Annotated in this window: 16 protein-coding genes; 3 read left to right on the plus strand and 13 right to left on the minus strand. The window is 38.5% G+C overall.

Features of this window, described 5'->3' with window-relative positions:
• Positions 1-59: 59 nt before the first annotated feature.
• Entirely contained in the window at positions 60-1061 is a 1002-nt protein-coding gene (gene speB / locus NTHER_RS13925; protein WP_012449143.1) for an agmatinase, read from the plus strand.
• Here the strand turns inward: speB and pyrE are convergent.
• The 7 genes from pyrE to pyrR all read right to left on the minus strand — a co-directional run bounded on the left by pyrE (position 1030) and on the right by pyrR (position 7182).
• On the minus strand, positions 1030-1617 hold the full coding sequence (pyrE, locus tag NTHER_RS13930) for an orotate phosphoribosyltransferase (RefSeq protein ID WP_012449144.1): 588 nt from the start codon (positions 1615-1617) through the stop codon (positions 1030-1032). The two genes, speB and pyrE, sit on opposite strands and share 32 nt — an antisense overlap.
• Positions 1610-2401 (minus strand): orotidine-5'-phosphate decarboxylase, encoded by a 792-nt coding sequence (gene pyrF, locus NTHER_RS13935; protein WP_083762851.1) that lies wholly within the window; start codon positions 2399-2401, stop codon positions 1610-1612. Before pyrF ends, pyrE begins: the two co-directional genes overlap by 8 nt.
• Before the next feature lie 32 nt (positions 2402-2433).
• Positions 2434-3345 (minus strand): dihydroorotate dehydrogenase, encoded by a 912-nt coding sequence (locus tag NTHER_RS13940; protein WP_012449146.1) that lies wholly within the window; start codon positions 3343-3345, stop codon positions 2434-2436.
• A complete protein-coding gene (locus tag NTHER_RS13945) occupies positions 3338-4165 on the minus strand; it encodes a dihydroorotate dehydrogenase electron transfer subunit (protein WP_012449147.1) in 828 nt (275 codons plus the stop codon). The genes NTHER_RS13940 and NTHER_RS13945 overlap by 8 nt, the downstream gene beginning before the upstream one ends.
• Complete coding sequence (locus NTHER_RS13950) at positions 4155-5480, minus strand: dihydroorotase (protein ID WP_012449148.1); 1326 nt, start codon at positions 5478-5480, stop codon at positions 4155-4157. The genes NTHER_RS13945 and NTHER_RS13950 overlap by 11 nt, the downstream gene beginning before the upstream one ends.
• Positions 5464-6405, minus strand: coding sequence for an aspartate carbamoyltransferase catalytic subunit (locus NTHER_RS13955; protein WP_012449149.1), 942 nt, complete (start codon positions 6403-6405; stop codon positions 5464-5466). The genes NTHER_RS13950 and NTHER_RS13955 overlap by 17 nt, the downstream gene beginning before the upstream one ends.
• Positions 6406-6633: 228 nt before the next feature.
• Positions 6634-7182 (minus strand): bifunctional pyr operon transcriptional regulator/uracil phosphoribosyltransferase PyrR, encoded by a 549-nt coding sequence (pyrR, locus tag NTHER_RS13960; RefSeq protein ID WP_012449150.1) that lies wholly within the window; start codon positions 7180-7182, stop codon positions 6634-6636.
• 486 nt (positions 7183-7668) lie between these two features.
• Here pyrR and NTHER_RS13965 point away from each other — a divergent pair, with 486 nt between their 5' ends.
• On the plus strand, positions 7669-9021 hold the full coding sequence (locus tag NTHER_RS13965) for an alanine/glycine:cation symporter family protein (protein WP_012449151.1): 1353 nt from the start codon (positions 7669-7671) through the stop codon (positions 9019-9021).
• 174 nt (positions 9022-9195) lie between these two features.
• Here NTHER_RS13965 and NTHER_RS13970 read toward each other — a convergent pair whose 3' ends face one another.
• On the minus strand, positions 9196-10407 hold the full coding sequence (locus NTHER_RS13970; RefSeq protein WP_052291987.1) for an MFS transporter: 1212 nt from the start codon (positions 10405-10407) through the stop codon (positions 9196-9198).
• Between the two features lie 37 nt (positions 10408-10444).
• On the minus strand, positions 10445-11668 hold the full coding sequence (gene nagA / locus NTHER_RS13975) for an N-acetylglucosamine-6-phosphate deacetylase (protein ID WP_012449153.1): 1224 nt from the start codon (positions 11666-11668) through the stop codon (positions 10445-10447).
• A 286-nt stretch (positions 11669-11954) separates the two neighbouring features.
• On the opposite strand from nagA, the gene NTHER_RS13980 reads away from it, so the two are divergent.
• Positions 11955-12680, plus strand: a complete 726-nt coding sequence (locus NTHER_RS13980; protein WP_202943855.1) for a hypothetical protein — start codon at positions 11955-11957, stop codon at positions 12678-12680.
• Positions 12681-12868: 188 nt separating this feature from the next.
• On the opposite strand, the gene NTHER_RS13985 is transcribed toward NTHER_RS13980, so the two are convergent.
• The 4 genes from NTHER_RS13985 to NTHER_RS14000 all read right to left on the minus strand — a co-directional run bounded on the left by NTHER_RS13985 (position 12869) and on the right by NTHER_RS14000 (position 16628).
• The gene (locus NTHER_RS13985; protein ID WP_012449155.1) at positions 12869-14110 is read right to left on the minus strand and encodes a metal-dependent hydrolase family protein; all 1242 of its coding nucleotides are present in this window, start codon (positions 14108-14110) and stop codon (positions 12869-12871) included.
• Positions 14111-14243: 133 nt separating this feature from the next.
• A complete protein-coding gene (nagB, locus tag NTHER_RS13990; RefSeq protein WP_012449156.1) occupies positions 14244-14984 on the minus strand; it encodes a glucosamine-6-phosphate deaminase in 741 nt (246 codons plus the stop codon).
• A gap of 57 nt (positions 14985-15041) precedes the next feature.
• Positions 15042-15527, minus strand: a complete 486-nt coding sequence (locus NTHER_RS13995) for a PTS sugar transporter subunit IIA (RefSeq protein ID WP_012449157.1) — start codon at positions 15525-15527, stop codon at positions 15042-15044.
• A 411-nt stretch (positions 15528-15938) separates the two neighbouring features.
• Positions 15939-16628, minus strand: coding sequence for an MtnX-like HAD-IB family phosphatase (locus NTHER_RS14000; protein WP_012449158.1), 690 nt, complete (start codon positions 16626-16628; stop codon positions 15939-15941).
• Positions 16629-16732: the final 104 nt, after the last annotated feature.

Raw genomic sequence — 16732 nt, forward strand, 5'->3', positions numbered from 1 at the left:
CTTGTCCTAGATTTGGACAAGGATAATACTACAACTATACAAGTAGAGGTGATCAGTAAATGAGTCGAAGAAGTTTGTGGCGAGGTTTATATCGCAAAGACTTTTCTCCAGGTGAAGCCGATTTTACAATTTTAGGTATTCCCTTTGATAAAGGTTGTAGTTTTAGGGAAGGTACGTGCTCCGGGCCTGAGTACATCCGCTCAAGTTCAGATCGGAATCCTCCTGTTACAGAAGATGGGGCACAATTAACTGCCAGTGTTTGTGATATGGGAAATATCCCTTTTCAAGATGTCTTCGAAACTCAAAGAGATTATTTTGAAAAAGTACAAGACCAAGTTGAAGAAATTTTCAAGGCCAAGTATCTCCAAAATGATCACATGTTCCCAATTTTCTTGGGCGGAGATCACTCAATAACCATACCTTTGTTAAGAGCTATAGATCAGGTCTATAAAGGTGACGAAGAAGATATCGCCATTATTCACTTTGACACTCATCTCGATATATGTGACACATTGGACGAAAATCCCCTTTCCCATGGCAGTACCCATAGGAGGGGCTGGGAGTTAGATGTTTTCAAGCCGGAACACACTTATTTTGTCGGAATCAGATGTTCAGAAGCCCAAGAACATAATTTCCTCCATGGAAAACAGACTAATATAGTCACAGCAAAGCAGATCTTTATGGAGGGCCCTCTTAAAATGGCTCAACAAATCGCTGATTTAGTTGGAAATCGCAAAACTTATTTAACTTTGGATATCGATGTCTTAGATCCAGCTTTTGCTCCAGGAACGGGCACTCCTGTGGCAGGAGGGCTAAGCAGCCGGGAACTGTTAATAATGCTAGAAGAATTATCTAAACTAAATTTGATTGGCATGGACTTGGTAGAGGTATCTCCACCTTGGGATAATTCTGAAATCACTCTTTACTCGGCTCAAAAAATTATTTTCGAAATGATGGGATACATGGCACCAAAAGATAAAAAGGGTGACTCCATCTTAAATCAGTTTTCCTTAAAACAAACCGGTTCTTTTAACTATCAATATTACGACTCCCAGGCTTAACAGGTGTGCTCCCCTGTTCACACAGGGGACAATCCTGTTCTTCATAGGATTTGATATTCATTTCTATTAGGGAAACAAATCCATTTTCAACCCCTGAAAAACTTATATTCCCACCACTTCTATCCACAAGGGCAGCCACATTGCTGACTATTGCACCTTTTTCATTAACAAGATCAATAACTTCTTGAACAGAACCTCCAGTTGTAACCACATCCTCGACAACTAAAACTTTTTGTCCGGGAGATATTTCAAAGCCCCTACGAAAAGTCATTTTCCCTTTCTGCCGTTCGGAAAATACTGCTTTCACATTGTAGTATCTTGCCATTTCATAGGAGAGAATCACACCTCCCATGGCTGGTCCTACGATCATATCATAGTCCCCTGGCAACTTTTTACCCAGTTCCTGAACTAACTGTTCAGTATAATACGGATATTGAAGAACCTGGGCACATTGAACATAACAATCACTGTGTCTGCCTGATGTTAATAAGAAATGTCCATGAGTTATTGCACCTGTTTGTTCAAAAATTTCCATAATACGATTATCTTTAGTCATTTTGCTCACTCCTCATACAGTTATATATCTCTTGAACCGCTGTTTTCTTTTGCCCTGGCCCTTCTTTGCCAGTAATTGATCGTCCTACCACTATATGGGTAGCACCTTTATTTAAAGCCTTATCTGGAGTCAACACCCGTTTTTGGTCACTTTTATCATCAGAAGCCAACCGAATTCCCGGTGTAACTATTAAAAACTCTGCTCCCAACTTTTCTTTGATCTGGGCTGCTTCTTTAGCTGAAGCTACCACTCCATCTAACCCACTATTTCGGGCCATTTGAGCCCATTCGACAACTTTATCTTCTATGTGACCATTAAACCCCAATTGATTATTAAATTCATTCTGTCCCAAACTAGTCAATACCGTCACACCAACTATTTTAGGTGGTGTGATTCCTCTACCACTTGCCTCTGTGTGTACCTCTTCCACAGTTCTAGCCATCATGTCCTTACCGCCCGCTGTATGAACATTTATCATAGATGCGCCTCTTCGTACTAATTCTTTAGCTGTTCTGGAAACAGTATTGGGAATATCGTGAAGTTTTAAATCCAAAAATACTTTTTTATCTCTATCCACCAATTCAGATATGATTTCTGGTCCCTGGGAACAAAATAACTCTAAACCGATTTTATACCACTTAATTTGTTCTCCCAACTCATCAACCAGGGAAAGGGCTTGTGTTCGGTCAGGCATATCCAGGGCTACAATCAATTTATCCTCTAGGTCAGTTGACTTTTCCCTTGCTGGCTGATCATTTCGATTATTATCTCCTTTATCCTTCATATACCAGATCCCTCCAGATTCAGTACTGATTTCTATTTCCATGCCAAACCTCTGATATCATTTACTGAAAGATACCCTTCTCGCTCCAAGTAGTTGTCAATCCCCTGAATTATTGATTTGGCGGCTGTAGGTTCAGCAAAATTAACCGTTCCCAAAGCTACTGAAGTCGCGCCAGCCAGGATAAATTCAATGGCATCCTGGTAATTATAAATTCCACCCATGCCCATCACCGGTAAGTCAACTGCTTGGCTCACCTGGTAAACTGCTTTTAAGGCAATAGGTTTAATGGCTGGGCCAGATAGGCCGGCCGAAATATTATCAAAAACAGGCTCTTTTTGGTCAATGTCAATAGCCATACCTGCAACAGTATTTATGAGAGAAAGGCCGTCGGCACCCGCTCGTTCACAAGCTTTGGCTATTTCAGTTATATCTGTGACATTGGGGGATAATTTCACAATAACTGGAAAGGAAGTGGATTGCCGAACTTTAGAAACCAAGCGATATGTCAGTTCGGGATCTACCCCGTATACCAATCCCCCTTCTCGGATATTAGGACACGAAATATTAACTTCCAAGCCCGCTATCCCTTGGCAATTATTGAGCTTTTGTGTAATTTCTACATATTCTTCGTCGTTACCACCTGAAATGTTAATTAAGGTAGTAGCATCACATTGACGTAAATCAGGTAATATTTCATTAATAAAGTTGTCAATGCCGGGATTTTCCAGACCAATGGAATTCAACAAGCCCGAAGCTGTTTCGTGCAGCCTGGTTCCTTGATTACCCCTTTTGGGAGACAAAGTTAATCCCTTAACTACTAAAGCACCAAGCTCGTGTGGACTTATGACCGATTGATATTCAAAACCAAATCCAAAAGTTCCCGATGCCGATGCTACAGGATTTTTCATTGGTATTCCTGCAAAATTCACCTTAAGATCAGCCATTTAGTTTCACCTCATTTCCCCAGAAGACAGGACCATCGATGCATGCATGCTTGTAGGATTGATTATCCACAGATTCACAGGTGCAACCAAGACAGGCACCAACTCCACAGGCCATTTTTCGTTCTACAGATAATTTTACAGGTAGATTAGCTCGAGTAGCTAAATCTACAACTTTTTTCATCATTATTTCTGGCCCACAAGTAACCACCATATCTATTTGTTCCTGATAGCTTGACAAAAAATTTTTCAATAGATCAGTTACCTGCCCATGGTAGCCCGCAGACCCGTCATCAGTTGCCAGTTTGATGTTCATATTATTCAATTCATGAAAATCTTGCAGTAACCTGACTTGCTCTTCCCCTGAAAAACCTGCTAGAAGGTGGGGCTGACAATTATTAGAAGCAAGTTTTTTACTCAGCAGGTATAAGGGTGCAATGCCAATCCCTCCTGAAACTAATGCAACTTTCTGCCCTTCATCTAACGAAAAGCCGTTTCCTAAAGGACCCATAACTTTTAGTCTTGTTCCTTCGGCCTGAGATGACAAAATTTGCGTTCCACGGCCGACAACCTGATACATGATAGATAGTTCCCCCTCTTGGGGACACACATCGTAAACGCTTATGGGCCTTCTGAGCAGGGGATCACTTATAATTGTCGCAAAGCTGTCTTCCTTCTGATCATAAGCTCCATTGACTTGGATGTTGACAAACTGCCCCGGATGAATACTAGTGCTAATTTTTGGAAGCTTTATCTTCATTAAAAAAATTTGTGGGGCAATCTTAGTGTGATAGCTTATTTTTCCTAATTCATCATACCACATGGTCATCGCTCCCAAATTGTCGATAACTAAATTCCCCTGAAACCATTGTAGCGACGATTTTACCTTCCAACTCCCATCCAGCAAAGGGGCTGTTTTTGCCCAGGGAAGCGAAGTCGCCTGGATTTACGGTATATTTTTCATCTAATGACAAAATGGTCAAATCAGCTGGGGCTTCATGTACTAACTTTCCACTAGGAAGTTTTAACAGCTTAGCAGGATTTGTGGACATTTTTTCAATTAGTTCTGAAAGTGACAACACACCACTGTCCACTAGAGCTTTTTTGGACACGGAAAAGGCTGTTTCCAAACCAACTAATCCAAAGGGGGCATTGTCAAATTCCACATTTTTTTCGTCTGTACTGTGGGGGGCATGGTCAGTGGCTATACAGTCGATCACTCCTTCTTTTATACCCTGGCGTAGGGCCTTAACATCTTCTTCTGTTCTGAGAGGAGGGTTTACCTTGGCCATTGTATTGTAATTTTGGATTGTTGAATCAGTTAATATTAGATGATGAGGAGTAACTTCTGCGGTTACAGGTACTCCTCTATCTTTCGCCTTTCTAATTATATCAACGGACTGGGCGGTACTGATATGAGCTATGTGAAGATGAGCACCTGTTAACTCAGAAAGCATCACATCCCGGGCTACAGCGATACTTTCGGATTCATTGGGAATTCCGCTTAGACCCATTACGGAAGCCAGATAACCTTCATTTACTTGACCAGAATCCGAAAGCCCTTCGTCTTCACAGTGACTTATGACAGGAACATTGAATAGTTGAGAGTATTCCAAAGCTGTTCTCATGACACCGGAGTCATGTACCCAGCTTCCATCATCAGAAAAGGCTACTGCACCAGCAGAGTATAGATCATCCATTTCCACAATTTCTTTACCTACCCGATCAACAGTTAGGGCTGCGATGGGATATGTGTGAACTAGTCCTTGTTCTTTCGCCCTCTGTTTAATAAACTCAATAGTACCACTATTATCAGCAGTTGGTTTAGTATTTGGCATGCAAGCTATGCTGGTAAAACCACCTCTGGCGGCACTTTTTGTCCCAGTGGCGATAGTTTCCTTATATTCAAAACCAGGTTCTCTTAAATGTACATGCATATCAACTAATCCAGGTACAATAGTTAGTCCTGAAACATCAATTATTTCAAGCTGCTCGGATTCGGATTTTCCCAGCTCCTCGGGATTAATATTCCTTTGTTGATCCTTAATCATACCATCTTCTATTAAAATATCCATTTGTGTTCCATCACTAACGGGTTCTCCTGTATAAATAATACCTCCCTTAAGCAATATCCCCATTATCTTCACCTCCAGATAAGTGATAAAGCAATGCCATTCGGATAGCAACTCCGTTAGTCACCTGTTCTTCAATAACTGATTTTTCGCTGTTCATTAGTTCAGAAGTCAATTCAATACCACGATTAACAGGTCCCGGATGAAGTAGCAAGGCATCCTTTTTAGCAAGTTTAAATCTTTCTTGATTAATCCCGTATAATCGGGCATATTCTCTCAAACTTGGTAACAGTGTTTTTCCCTGTCTTTCTCTTTGGATTCGAAGTGCCATCACAACATCGGCATCAGCCAAAGCATCTTCTACCCTGTAATAACAACTAGCCCCCATCTCTGTAAACACTCGTTGATCAAGCAAAGTTGGAGGGCCTGCAAGTCTAACATCTGCACCCATTTTAGTAAGTCCCCAGATATTAGACCTGGCAACTCGACTGTGATAAATATCACCAATTATAGTTACCTTTAATCCTTTGAGAGAGCCTTTATATTCTTTAATTGTAAACATATCCAAAAGCGCCTGAGTGGGATGTTCATGATAACCATCGCCGGCATTAATTATTGAACAAGATAAATTATTTGCCAGTAAACGGGGAGCACCCGCCAGTGGATGTCGCATCACAATTAAGTTTATTCCCATGGCTTCCAACGTCTTCCCTGTATCAATTAGGTTTTCTCCTTTAGCAACACTACTAGCAGAAGCACTCATATTTGTCGTATCAGCACCTAAGTACTTACCCGCCATTTCAAAGGATGATCTGGTCCTGGTGCTAGGTTCATAAAATAAATTCACCATGGAAAAGCCTTTTAATGTTGGAAGTTTTTTATTCTTTCTCTGTACTATCTCTTTCATACTTTCCGTTGAATCAAGAATAGATTCTATTTCTGACTTTTCCATATCTTTTAATCCCAGTAGACTTTTTCGCTGTAGACCCAATTTTTAACCCCCTATCATAAGTTAATTGTCAATAAATATCAACAAGCAATACTCTTCAGATGTAAAATTGACCATAAAAAAACTTCCTATGCTTCATTTTGTGAAGCTAATAGGAAGTTACACTAAGCTAATTGGACATAATTTGACACAATACGCCTAGCATCACCTCCCTTATTAGCCTCACGGGACTAATTTCAAGGGAACTTAATCTTGTAAATTAAAAATCCTTTATTCCTTTACCGTCTCTTCGATCATGACTCTGTCTTCTCCGTCAATTTCAGATAATCTAACTGAAATTAATTCTTTTTTAGATGTAGGAACATTCTTCCCAACATAGTCAGCTCTAATTGGCAGTTCTCGGTGTCCCCTGTCTACAATTACTGCCAGTTGGATATACTTAGGTCTACCCAAATCAATTACAGCATCCAGAGCTGCTCTGGCCGTCCTACCAGTGTAAAGGACATCGTCGACTAATACAACTTTCTTATTTTTAATGGAAAAGGGAACCTCAGTTTTATTTAAAATAGGTTTTTCAGATAAAGTGCTTAAATCATCCCGGTAGAGTGTAATATCAAGTAAGCCAGTAGCTATACTTTCCCCTTCTATTTCCTCAATTTTATGAGCCAGTCGTTCTGCCAGTGGTACTCCTCGAGTTCTAATGCCGATCAGAACAAGATCATCTATACCTTTATTTTTCTCAATAATTTCGTGGGAAATGCGAGTCAAAGTACGATTAAATTTTTCTTGATCCATGATCTCCGCTTTTTCTTGAACCACTTTAACACCTCCCTGGAACTCAGCCCCATTAAAATATTTGTTTATAAAAAATTCCTATCTCAGTGAGACAGGAATATTAGCAAACTTATCCAAAGTATACATAATACTGGAGTACTCTCCCAAAATTATGTACACATGTAGCCACCATAGATGCCCTCATTATCCCTTAACAGTCTCACTGGACTATTTTAAAGGTCTTCTATTTGAGATAAAGTTTATCTGACTTTATTGTATATGTCAATACTTGCGAATTCGACAGAATTTTCTTGACAGTGGCAATTTTCAAATTTTATTATTAATTTACCATTATCATAATTTTATTTCATAATTATTATTATCATAAAAGGAGGTGAAAGTTGGAAGAATACTGAGAAGGATAAAATGGCCTTATTTGGCACAAATCACAAAGAACTGAAGCTGGAATTATAAGAATGAGTATTGTAGTCAATGGCTGTGTCACTTCAACATTTTAAGGGAGGGAATTATATGGAATTTCTTTTAACGATTAATGATGCATTGAATGAAATAGTCTGGGGTCCTCCTTTTCTCATCTTATTAGTTGGTACCGGACTGTACTTAACAATTAGGTTGAGATTCTTTCAGTTTACTCATTTTGGGACGTCCTGGAAGGAAACGATTATTGAAAGGATTAAAAAGACTGAATCAGGTGAAGCAGGGGCTATCACAGGCTTTCAGGCGATTACTTCCGCCATGGCGGCAACGATAGGAATTGGAAATATCGCCGGTGTTGCTACTGCCCTTCACCTGGGTGGACCTGGAGCGTTATTTTGGATGTGGATTACAGCCCTTGTAGGTATGGCTACTAAGTTTGGGGAAGCTGCTTTGGGAGTTAAGTACAGAACTGATGAAGACGGAGAAATTTCCGGTGGAGTCATGTACTATATTCAAAACGGTCTAGGAAAGAACTGGATGTGGCTTGCCATTTTATATGCTTTATTCGCCGGTATCGCAGCCTTTGGAATTGGAAATATGGTACAATCCAACACAGTGGCTGAAGCAGTAGCAGACGATTTTGGAGTTCCTATGTATATCACTGGTTTGGTTGCTGCTGTGCTAGTAGCTCTAGTTATCTTGGGAGGAATTAAGCGTATTGCCCAGGTAGCAGAGATCCTGGTACCCATCATGACGGTAGTGTATATCTTAGGCGCCCTTGTAATTATCTTAATGCATCTACCCGAAGTTCCAGGGGCATTTAGAGATATCTTTGTGCATGCCCTTAACCCCGGTGCTGCCGGCGGAGGAGCTGCAGGAGCAGGTATTATGGTCGCCATTCGCTACGGTGTTGCCCGGGGAATCTTCTCAAACGAAGCCGGTCTAGGTGCTGCCTCTATCGTACACGCCCAGGCCAGAAATACTCCCGCCAAGCAAGGTATGTGGGGTATTTGGGAAGTCTTTATTGACACTATTCTAGTCGGTACTATGACTGCCCTGGCCATTTTAGTAACAGGAGCACTAGAATCAGGTGAAACTGGTGCTGTATTAACATCTGAAGCTTTTAACAGAGGGTTACCTGGCCCTGGTGGAGTTTTCATTACTATTGCTATTATGGTTTTTGCTTATACTACTATGCTTACCTGGTCTTTCTATGGAGAGAAAAGTTGGGAATACATCTTTGGACCAAAAATTCGTATTCCTTATAGGATTATATTCTTAATTTTAATTTTCACCGGTGCAGTAGGAGCCTTGGAAGTTGTTTGGGATTTTGCAGATACCATGAATGGCTTGATGGCAGCACCAAACTTAATCGCTTTAATAGCCTTAGGTGGAGTGCTAGCTAAAGAGAAAGACAAATACATTAACAATGAATTAGATAAGTAATAACAAACTCCCAAAAAGCAATTTAAAATTTTATATAATAAAGAGGATTCCCTCGAGTTTTTGGTTTTAGAGGGAATCCTTTTTATTTTCCACATCCGATACAAACTAAATATAGGAGTATTGTGAATCGCACTAAATAAGTAATTTATTATATATTTCATTATATATTTCAATTTAGCTAGAATGCACGGATTTTTCTTTGAGGAAGTAAGCACAAATTAAAGCTATTAAAGAAAATACAGCGTAAATTAAAAAACCCAATCGATAACCGTAGACTCCTGTATGACCCGTAATATCAAGTACTATTCCAATAAAAAAGTTCATCACTGTAGTGCCAATGAATGGAGCGGTATTTATCACACTAACAGCAATTCCTGTATATGAAGGATCATTACTTTCTTTCCCTACAGCCTGACATAGCATGGCAAAAATAGCAAAAAAGCCTCCCATAAAGTATAGAAACGGAAGGTGAATTGTGGGAGGGGTGCCCTGCCATAGCACTAACTTATAAAGCCAAAATATTAAAAAAACAGCAGCACTAATTTGTATTAATAATTTTCTATTTCCAAGACGATCGGATAACTTACCCATTACTGGAGAACCTACAATAACTCCTAATGTAAACACAAAAATCAAAGAAGCAGCTTGGTCTTTAGCAATTTCATAACTGGATTGCAAGTAAGTTACTCCCCAGACACCAGAAAAACTCATCATTGCTCCATGTAAACCCATTAAAATTACAAAGCAAAACCATGTATTAGAGTTTGAAAGTACACTTTTGAAGCCTTTAGATAGATTAATAGTTTTAAAACTCTGAGTTGAATGGTGTCGGTTTATCGGAGGATAGTCAAGATCCTGGGGATCATCTCTGACAAAGGTCCATATTAATCCTAAGATTATAAAAGAAAATAGACCGATTAATATAAAAGAGTTTTGCCATCCTAGATTTAGTACCATTACAGCAAAGGGGGTTGTGGCGAAAAGTGCACCGGAGTTCCCCATTAAAGCAGACCATCCTGTCATAGTTGCAAATTCTTCAGGCCGGTACCACACGGATTGAATTTTAAAGATGCAAATTAACAAACCAGCCACACCAATTCCTACGAGAAAACGACCTAAATAGAGCAAAGCAATTTCTTGCGAAATTCCCATTAGAACAGACCCGCTCGAGGCCAATAAAAATCCGATTGTAGCCACCTTCCGGGGGCCGACTGTATCAGCCAATATACCAGAAGGAATCTGCATAAGAGCATAGCTGTAAAAATAAATAGAAGCAAGATTACTGAGCGCTGTGCCTGATAATGCCAATTCCTCTCTGAGGGTATCTGCTACAACGCCAAGAGAATAGCGATGGAAAAAGCCCAGTAAATAGGCAAGGGCTAACACCCCCCAAACCACCCGGCGATAGTTTTTTAGAGAAAAATTAGCTGTTAATTTCATTATTTATCAATTTTCCTTTTAAAATTGTGTTTTTTACTTCCAGTTTTTCTGTTAATACTGCTGCATCCGCTCTTTTGCCGGGTAATAAGCTGCCTCTTTCCTGTGACAACCCAAGAATTTTGGCCGGTGTTAAAGATATCATCTTTACAGCTTCAGTCAAAGATAGAGAGGTGAATTTCATAATATTTTTCAGGGCCTCTGGTATAGTGAGGGTGCTGCCAGCTAATTGCCCTTCTTGAGTTTTTGCAGTGTTATTTTTTACAGTAACTATCTGTTTATCTAGTTGAAATTTTCCCTCTTCTAAACCAGTCCCTCGGATGGAGTCAGTAACAAGGACAATTTTATCTAAGGGTTTCTGCTTAATTACTAAATCAAGGATAGCTGGATGAAGATGTTTCCCATCGACAATTAATTCAATGGTCGCTTCAGGATGTAGGAGCAAGGCTATAGCAGCACCAGGAGCTCTATGGTGAATTGCACTCATGCCATTAAATAAATGAGCCCCGTGGGATAATCCTGCACTAAAAGCATTGTTCATCTCTTCATAAGTAGCATCTGTGTGGGCAGCTGACATAATTATGTTGTGTCTTCTCCCCCATTTAATCAGTTGAGATGCATTTTTCATTTCAGGAGCCAGAGATATCATGTACAAATGCGCCCCAGCAAGTTCCCATAACTCGTTAACACTTTTTAATGAAGGGGGAATGATATTTTTCTCCGTTTGAACTCCCTTTTTTTCTGGATTAATAAAAGGGCCTTCTAAATGCATTCCCAGTAAATTAGTGTCAATTTGATTGCTAGCTTTGTTATCTAAATATTTTCTGACAGTCCCTACAGCTTGTTTGATTTCCGACCAGGATGATGAGAAAGTAGTAGCTAAAAAACCAGTCACACCCTGTTTTAAATAGAATGCGCTTATTTTTTCTAGTCCTTTTGTATCCGCATCCATTATATCGAATCCTAGTCCGCCGTGAGTATGTAGATCAATGAAGCCTGGCGCCAAGTATTTTCCCTGTAAGTCAATTTCTTTGCTCTCAATGAGCCCCAACTCTCCCTGATCAATAGAAGTATCACTAGGAGCCAGAACATTATCATCAACATCTCGACCTAAATCCCAAATATAGCCATCGTTTCCGGCTATTAGATAACCCGGAGAAAGAACCCCCTGTTCCGTAATCAATTGTGCATTCCGCAAAATCAGAGCCATATAAAGCCCTCCCTAAAATAATTCTACGTACTACTTAGTTTTAAGATGTAAAAGATGAATATTGATAACTGTAAAACTTCAATTAAACTTAAAAGTATTCAGGTTTGGCAACAGCTTCTAAATTTAAAATCTTTAGAATTCTCCCAATTTCATTATATTGTTAATACATACTTTGAACAACCTCTTTCTGCATGACTGACTTCAGTTTTTGATTAATAGTAATAATTATCTTTTGTTGCTAGGAGGAATTTGGGTGGTCTTGTAGAACTCGTCTGTCGAAAAGGAGGTGAGATTTATAGTTAAAAAGACCATCTCATCAAGGAAAATTCCTTTTTTAATAACTATATCATACTTTGCCGCCTTTATAATCATCAGATTAATGGTACAAATAGCCGGTTCTGCTGAAAGCGAGTTTGCCGATGCAGCTAAACAGGGGTTAACACCCGAGGTTGATTTTTATATTGGTAGGAATATCATTTTATTCGGTTATCATATTCATCACTTTTATTTCGGTATCTTATTACTCGCCATTGCGGGTTGGATTGCCATAGTCGGGTCAAAGCATTTCTCTCGTGAACATGCTGCGTTATGTTATGGGGCTGGTTTGGGTTTATTCATGGATGAAATCGGCCTTTTACTTACATGGGGAGACTACTATTCTAGCCTAACTTATCTTTTAAGCTTATTTTTAGCTGGTATTTTACTAAATATAGTATTTTTCCCGTATTTTTGGAAAGATGTTAAAAATAATTTAATTGCCAGTAGACCCGACTCCAGTTTTTGGAATCGAGCCTTTAAAAATCATAAAGTGATTGAGGTGGTTGATAATATGAGTGAAAAAACAGAGCAAAGCACCAAAGCTAGTTTGGTGTTTTCCGGAATCGTATACATTGCCATGGGAGGACTTATTCTAATTTTCCCGGAATTTGTATATTATTGGATAGCAGGCGGGTTCTTCCTTCAGGGAATCGCATCTTTTGTGAACGCTTGGCAACAAAAAGAATCTAATTAAAAGGATGTACTGTCAAACCCTCGCTTAATCCGTTCAATTAAATTTTACAGTATCAATAACTAAATATAACAGCGCCAATTAAAAATAGGGCTAGTGGTAAATTTTCTATTACCATAGCCCTTTCTTGTTTTACCGATTCACCAAACAATACCTAGTTTACCGCAAGAAAATGTAGTTAATTTTTGATGTTACGACCTTGACAGGACATCTTTGACGATTTTACCTGATTTCATTATTAGTTGAATATTTTTTGTATCTGTAATCAAGTTAATTTCTTCAACGGGATTACCATCTATTACAATTAAATCTGCTTCCATACCCTGTTTGATTTGTCCTACTTCACCCTCTAAACCGCAGGCTTTAGCCGCTATTTTAGTTCCTGTTTTTAGTGCTTCTTGACTTGACATAATACCATATTCCACCATCAAAGCCATTTCCCGTGCGTTATTCCCCTGAAAGTTATAGGGGGTACCAGCATCTGAGCCACTAGCAACTTTAATCCCCATTTCAACAGCTTTCCTCAAAGTTTTAATTCTAGCTTCTTTTTTATGCTTAAGCTTTTCTACCATGAAGGGTGCAACTCCACCTTCTTTGCCGTATTCAGTCATAAAATAATCAGGAGCTAAAGTGGGAACATAATAAATATTATGTTGTAACATCATTTCTAAGGCTTCTTCGTCAGCGAATGTACCGTGTTCTATGGTATGGACACCGGCTTTAATGGAATTCTTGATTCCTTCTGCTCCATGGGCATGGGATGCCACTTTTTTATTAAGTTTATCTCCCTCTTCAACAACAGCTTTTATTTCATCAACATCTGGTTGAACAGCGCCAGCCACCCCACCTGGATTCATTATGGCTCCAGTTGCCATAATTTTCAAAACATCTGCACCCAGTTTTAATTGTTCACGGGCTGCTTCCTTGAAGGCATCGTAACCATTAACTTCTTCATATAAGCCATTAAAATACTCTGATCCGGGAGCAGTAATACATAGGATTTTGCCGCTGGTAAGAATGCGCGGTCCGTTAATAATCCCCTGTTCAACAGCTGCTTTGACACTTATATCAATTCCATTTACAGAACCCAAGTTCCTAATTGTTGTAAACCCAGCCTGCAGGGTTGTTTCCATTTCTTTTGCAGCTCTAATAGCTCTCAATTTATCCTCTACTAAATTTTCATCATAGGTATCAGCCATCCCATGTAGGTCTAGATGGGTATGGGCGTCAATAAACCCTGGCAGTAATGTCCTGCCTTTTAAGTTATAAACTTGACCTGTAAATTCAGCTTGATCATCTTGTATCGCTTCGTCTTTATCCAAAACATCAGCTATTAATCCATCTTTAATTACAATGGTAGCATTCTCAATTATCTTTTCCCCATCAAACAACTTGACATTTTCAAAAATTATATTCTTGGTTGTATCTTTCATTTTACTATCCCCTTTCCAAGCCACTTAAAAATAAAACCCTGGCCATCATTGGGCCAGGGCTGAGATTTTGTAATCCCATGTTCCCATATGGTCTTGTAATAATAATTATAGCAGTTATTCCAGAAAAAGCAAGTTAATTATATGCCTCTCCATCGACAATTATAGTTACATTAGAATGTAGTTTGACTAAACTAGCTGGTAATCTAGTAGTTATTTCAGGAGAGAACAATTGCTTGATCACCGGTGCTTTTTCACTACCATTAGCTATTATCAGGAGTTTTTGGGCACTTAAAATTGTTCCTATTCCCATAGTTATAGCCTTATCTGGAATGGCATAATCATCTTTGGATTCATTACCTAAAGTTTTTTTTAGTAATTTTTTATTGTTTATTATTGTTTGATCCGATAATTCAGTCACATGAGTGTCTTCTCTGAGGGAGTTTCCAGGTTCATTAAAACCGATATGTCCATTAGTACCTAAACCAAGTATCATAAGATCTACAGGATTTTCTTTGACTTTTTGTTCGTAATTTGCTGCTGCTATTATTGGATCTTCTGGATTACTAGGTGGAAGAAAAGTATTCTCTTTATCAATATCAATGTGGTCAAAGAAATAATAGTTCATGTAAGAATGATAGCTAATAGGATTGTCTTCAGATATACCTAAAAACTCATCAATATTAAAGGTTGTCACATCTTTGAAAGTAAGTTGCCCTTGTTGATACCTGGAGATCAGTGACTCATACATACCTAAAGGGGTTCTTCCGGTTGGCAAACCCAAAATTGTATTGGGTTTTGAAATAATTTGATCTGTTATGATTTCAGCTGCTTTTTGGCTTAATTGGAAATAGTTATCCACTACAGTTAATTTCATGTTTACACCTCACAGTTGAGGTAGTTATAGTCAAATAATACAGATTATATTTCTGTATTATCCTGTGATTTTAGCTTTAAACAATACATCACCCGCTTCTGTTTCATTACCGGAATTATATTCAACCTCTTCAATCCGGTTAGAATCAGTTATTACGACAGGAGTTACCAGTGATTTACCAGCCTGTTTTATAATTTGATGATCAAATTTTATTAATGGCTGAGATTCATCTACCTGTTCCCCTTCTTCAACCAAACCTTCAAACCCATAACCTTCTAGTTGTACTGTTTCACTACCAATATTAATCAAAATTTCTAGGCCATCTTCAGTGGCTAAACCAATACCATGATTAGTATCAAAGGTTTTCGTTATTTTCCCCTTAACAGGTGACACTAAAATCCCATCAGTTTCTTCCGAGGGCGTTATAGCAGCTCCTTTCCCTGCTTCGCCCTGTGCAAATTTAGGATCTTCCACTTCATTTAAGTCAACAACTTTACCAGAAAAAGGTGCTTTAATCTCTGTCCATTTCGAACTAGCTACCACTCTATATCTTCCTCCTTTTATTAATATTATAAACTATTTTTTCTAAGTACAAATTTTAATTTCTTATAGGAGTTGATTATGTGACCCTTAATATTCTTCTTTACATTCAGCTCTTTTTCCTGCTAATCTTTGCTTTTTTCACAAGGCAATCTAAAATAATGGCGCTGTTATACTCCGTTGTTGATTATCATGTTCAGGGATGAGTAGTTGATCAGGACGTTTTTATTCTACTGCTTGGGAGTTTTTAAGTACCTGCCCGAAATATTGGATGTGAAAATAAAGAGTTCAACTATTAACATACAACTCTAATACAACTAAAAGAAAAAAAGCTGGAAGGTAAAGTACCACTTCCCTTCCAGCTTTAACAAGCCTTTTCTATCTCTAGGTTAGTTCTTAGACTGCTATTTCAGATCAGTTAAGAAATATGTTAAAGATTTGTCTCTGTACATCATTAAAGTCTTTAAAATTATAAAAAGATATCCCATGCTCTCTACAAAATTCAGCTAGGTTGCTACGAGCAAAAACTAAATCAGAAGTTTCTGCACCACATCTATCTGTCAGTCCATCTCCTATAAATATAACCTGCTTATGCTGTGCTTGTAAATTCTTTACATGACTGCGTTTACAATTCCCGCAGGGGCCAAAATCTTTAATGCAGTTGACAGAATCATGATAAAAAGTAATGCTGATATTATTTTTATTGAAGTGTAATTGATTGGCATAAATTCTGGCATAGGAGTTAATCAATGGATCAACACTGTGTAATATTTTCTCGATAATATTTGTAAAACCGCCACTGACCACATATAGGGGAATTTTATGCTTCATACATATTTGGGTAAAACTTTTAAAGCCAGTTCGAACTTCTGTGTTCTGTAATAGAAATTCACTGTATTGATTTTCCAAAATTTTAATTTCTTTAAAATGTCTTTTCATGGCCTCCCGGGTGCCAATCTTGCTATTTTGAAAAAGTCGCTCAACTTCCTGGTTTGTTTCAGTACCAAAGTTATCAATAATCAGATCATTTGTATCTTGAGAAGTAATTGTGCCATCGAAATCTGTTATAACGGCTAGTTGATTTAAATCCATATCTTTTGACATTTTTTTATCACCCCAGTAAAGCTACTCCCGACATTTCCCGGGAAATATAGACAAAATATCTGTTTATCTGTGTTTATACCAACGACTACGATTATTATAACATA

This window comes from Natranaerobius thermophilus JW/NM-WN-LF (assembly GCF_000020005.1).
GTDB classification, from domain to species: domain Bacteria; phylum Bacillota; class Natranaerobiia; order Natranaerobiales; family Natranaerobiaceae; genus Natranaerobius; species Natranaerobius thermophilus.

Bases quoted from the DNA above. Each gene is read 5' to 3' on its own strand.
- speB (WP_012449143.1), top strand. From the start codon at position 60: ATGAGTCGAAGAAGTTTGTGGCGAGGTTTATATCGCAAAGACTTTTCT.
- pyrE (WP_012449144.1), bottom strand. From the start codon at position 1,617: ATGACTAAAGATAATCGTATTATGGAAATTTTTGAACAAACAGGTGCA.
- pyrF (WP_083762851.1), bottom strand. From the start codon at position 2,401: ATGAAGGATAAAGGAGATAATAATCGAAATGATCAGCCAGCAAGGGAA.
- NTHER_RS13940 (WP_012449146.1), bottom strand. From the start codon at position 3,345: ATGGCTGATCTTAAGGTGAATTTTGCAGGAATACCAATGAAAAATCCT.
- NTHER_RS13945 (WP_012449147.1), bottom strand. From the start codon at position 4,165: ATGTGGTATGATGAATTAGGAAAAATAAGCTATCACACTAAGATTGCC.
- NTHER_RS13950 (WP_012449148.1), bottom strand. From the start codon at position 5,480: ATGGGGATATTGCTTAAGGGAGGTATTATTTATACAGGAGAACCCGTT.
- NTHER_RS13965 (WP_012449151.1), top strand. From the start codon at position 7,669: ATGGAATTTCTTTTAACGATTAATGATGCATTGAATGAAATAGTCTGG.
- nagA (WP_012449153.1), bottom strand. From the start codon at position 11,668: ATGGCTCTGATTTTGCGGAATGCACAATTGATTACGGAACAGGGGGTT.
- NTHER_RS13985 (WP_012449155.1), bottom strand. From the start codon at position 14,110: ATGAAAGATACAACCAAGAATATAATTTTTGAAAATGTCAAGTTGTTT.
- nagB (WP_012449156.1), bottom strand. From the start codon at position 14,984: ATGAAATTAACTGTAGTGGATAACTATTTCCAATTAAGCCAAAAAGCA.
- NTHER_RS14000 (WP_012449158.1), bottom strand. From the start codon at position 16,628: ATGTCAAAAGATATGGATTTAAATCAACTAGCCGTTATAACAGATTTC.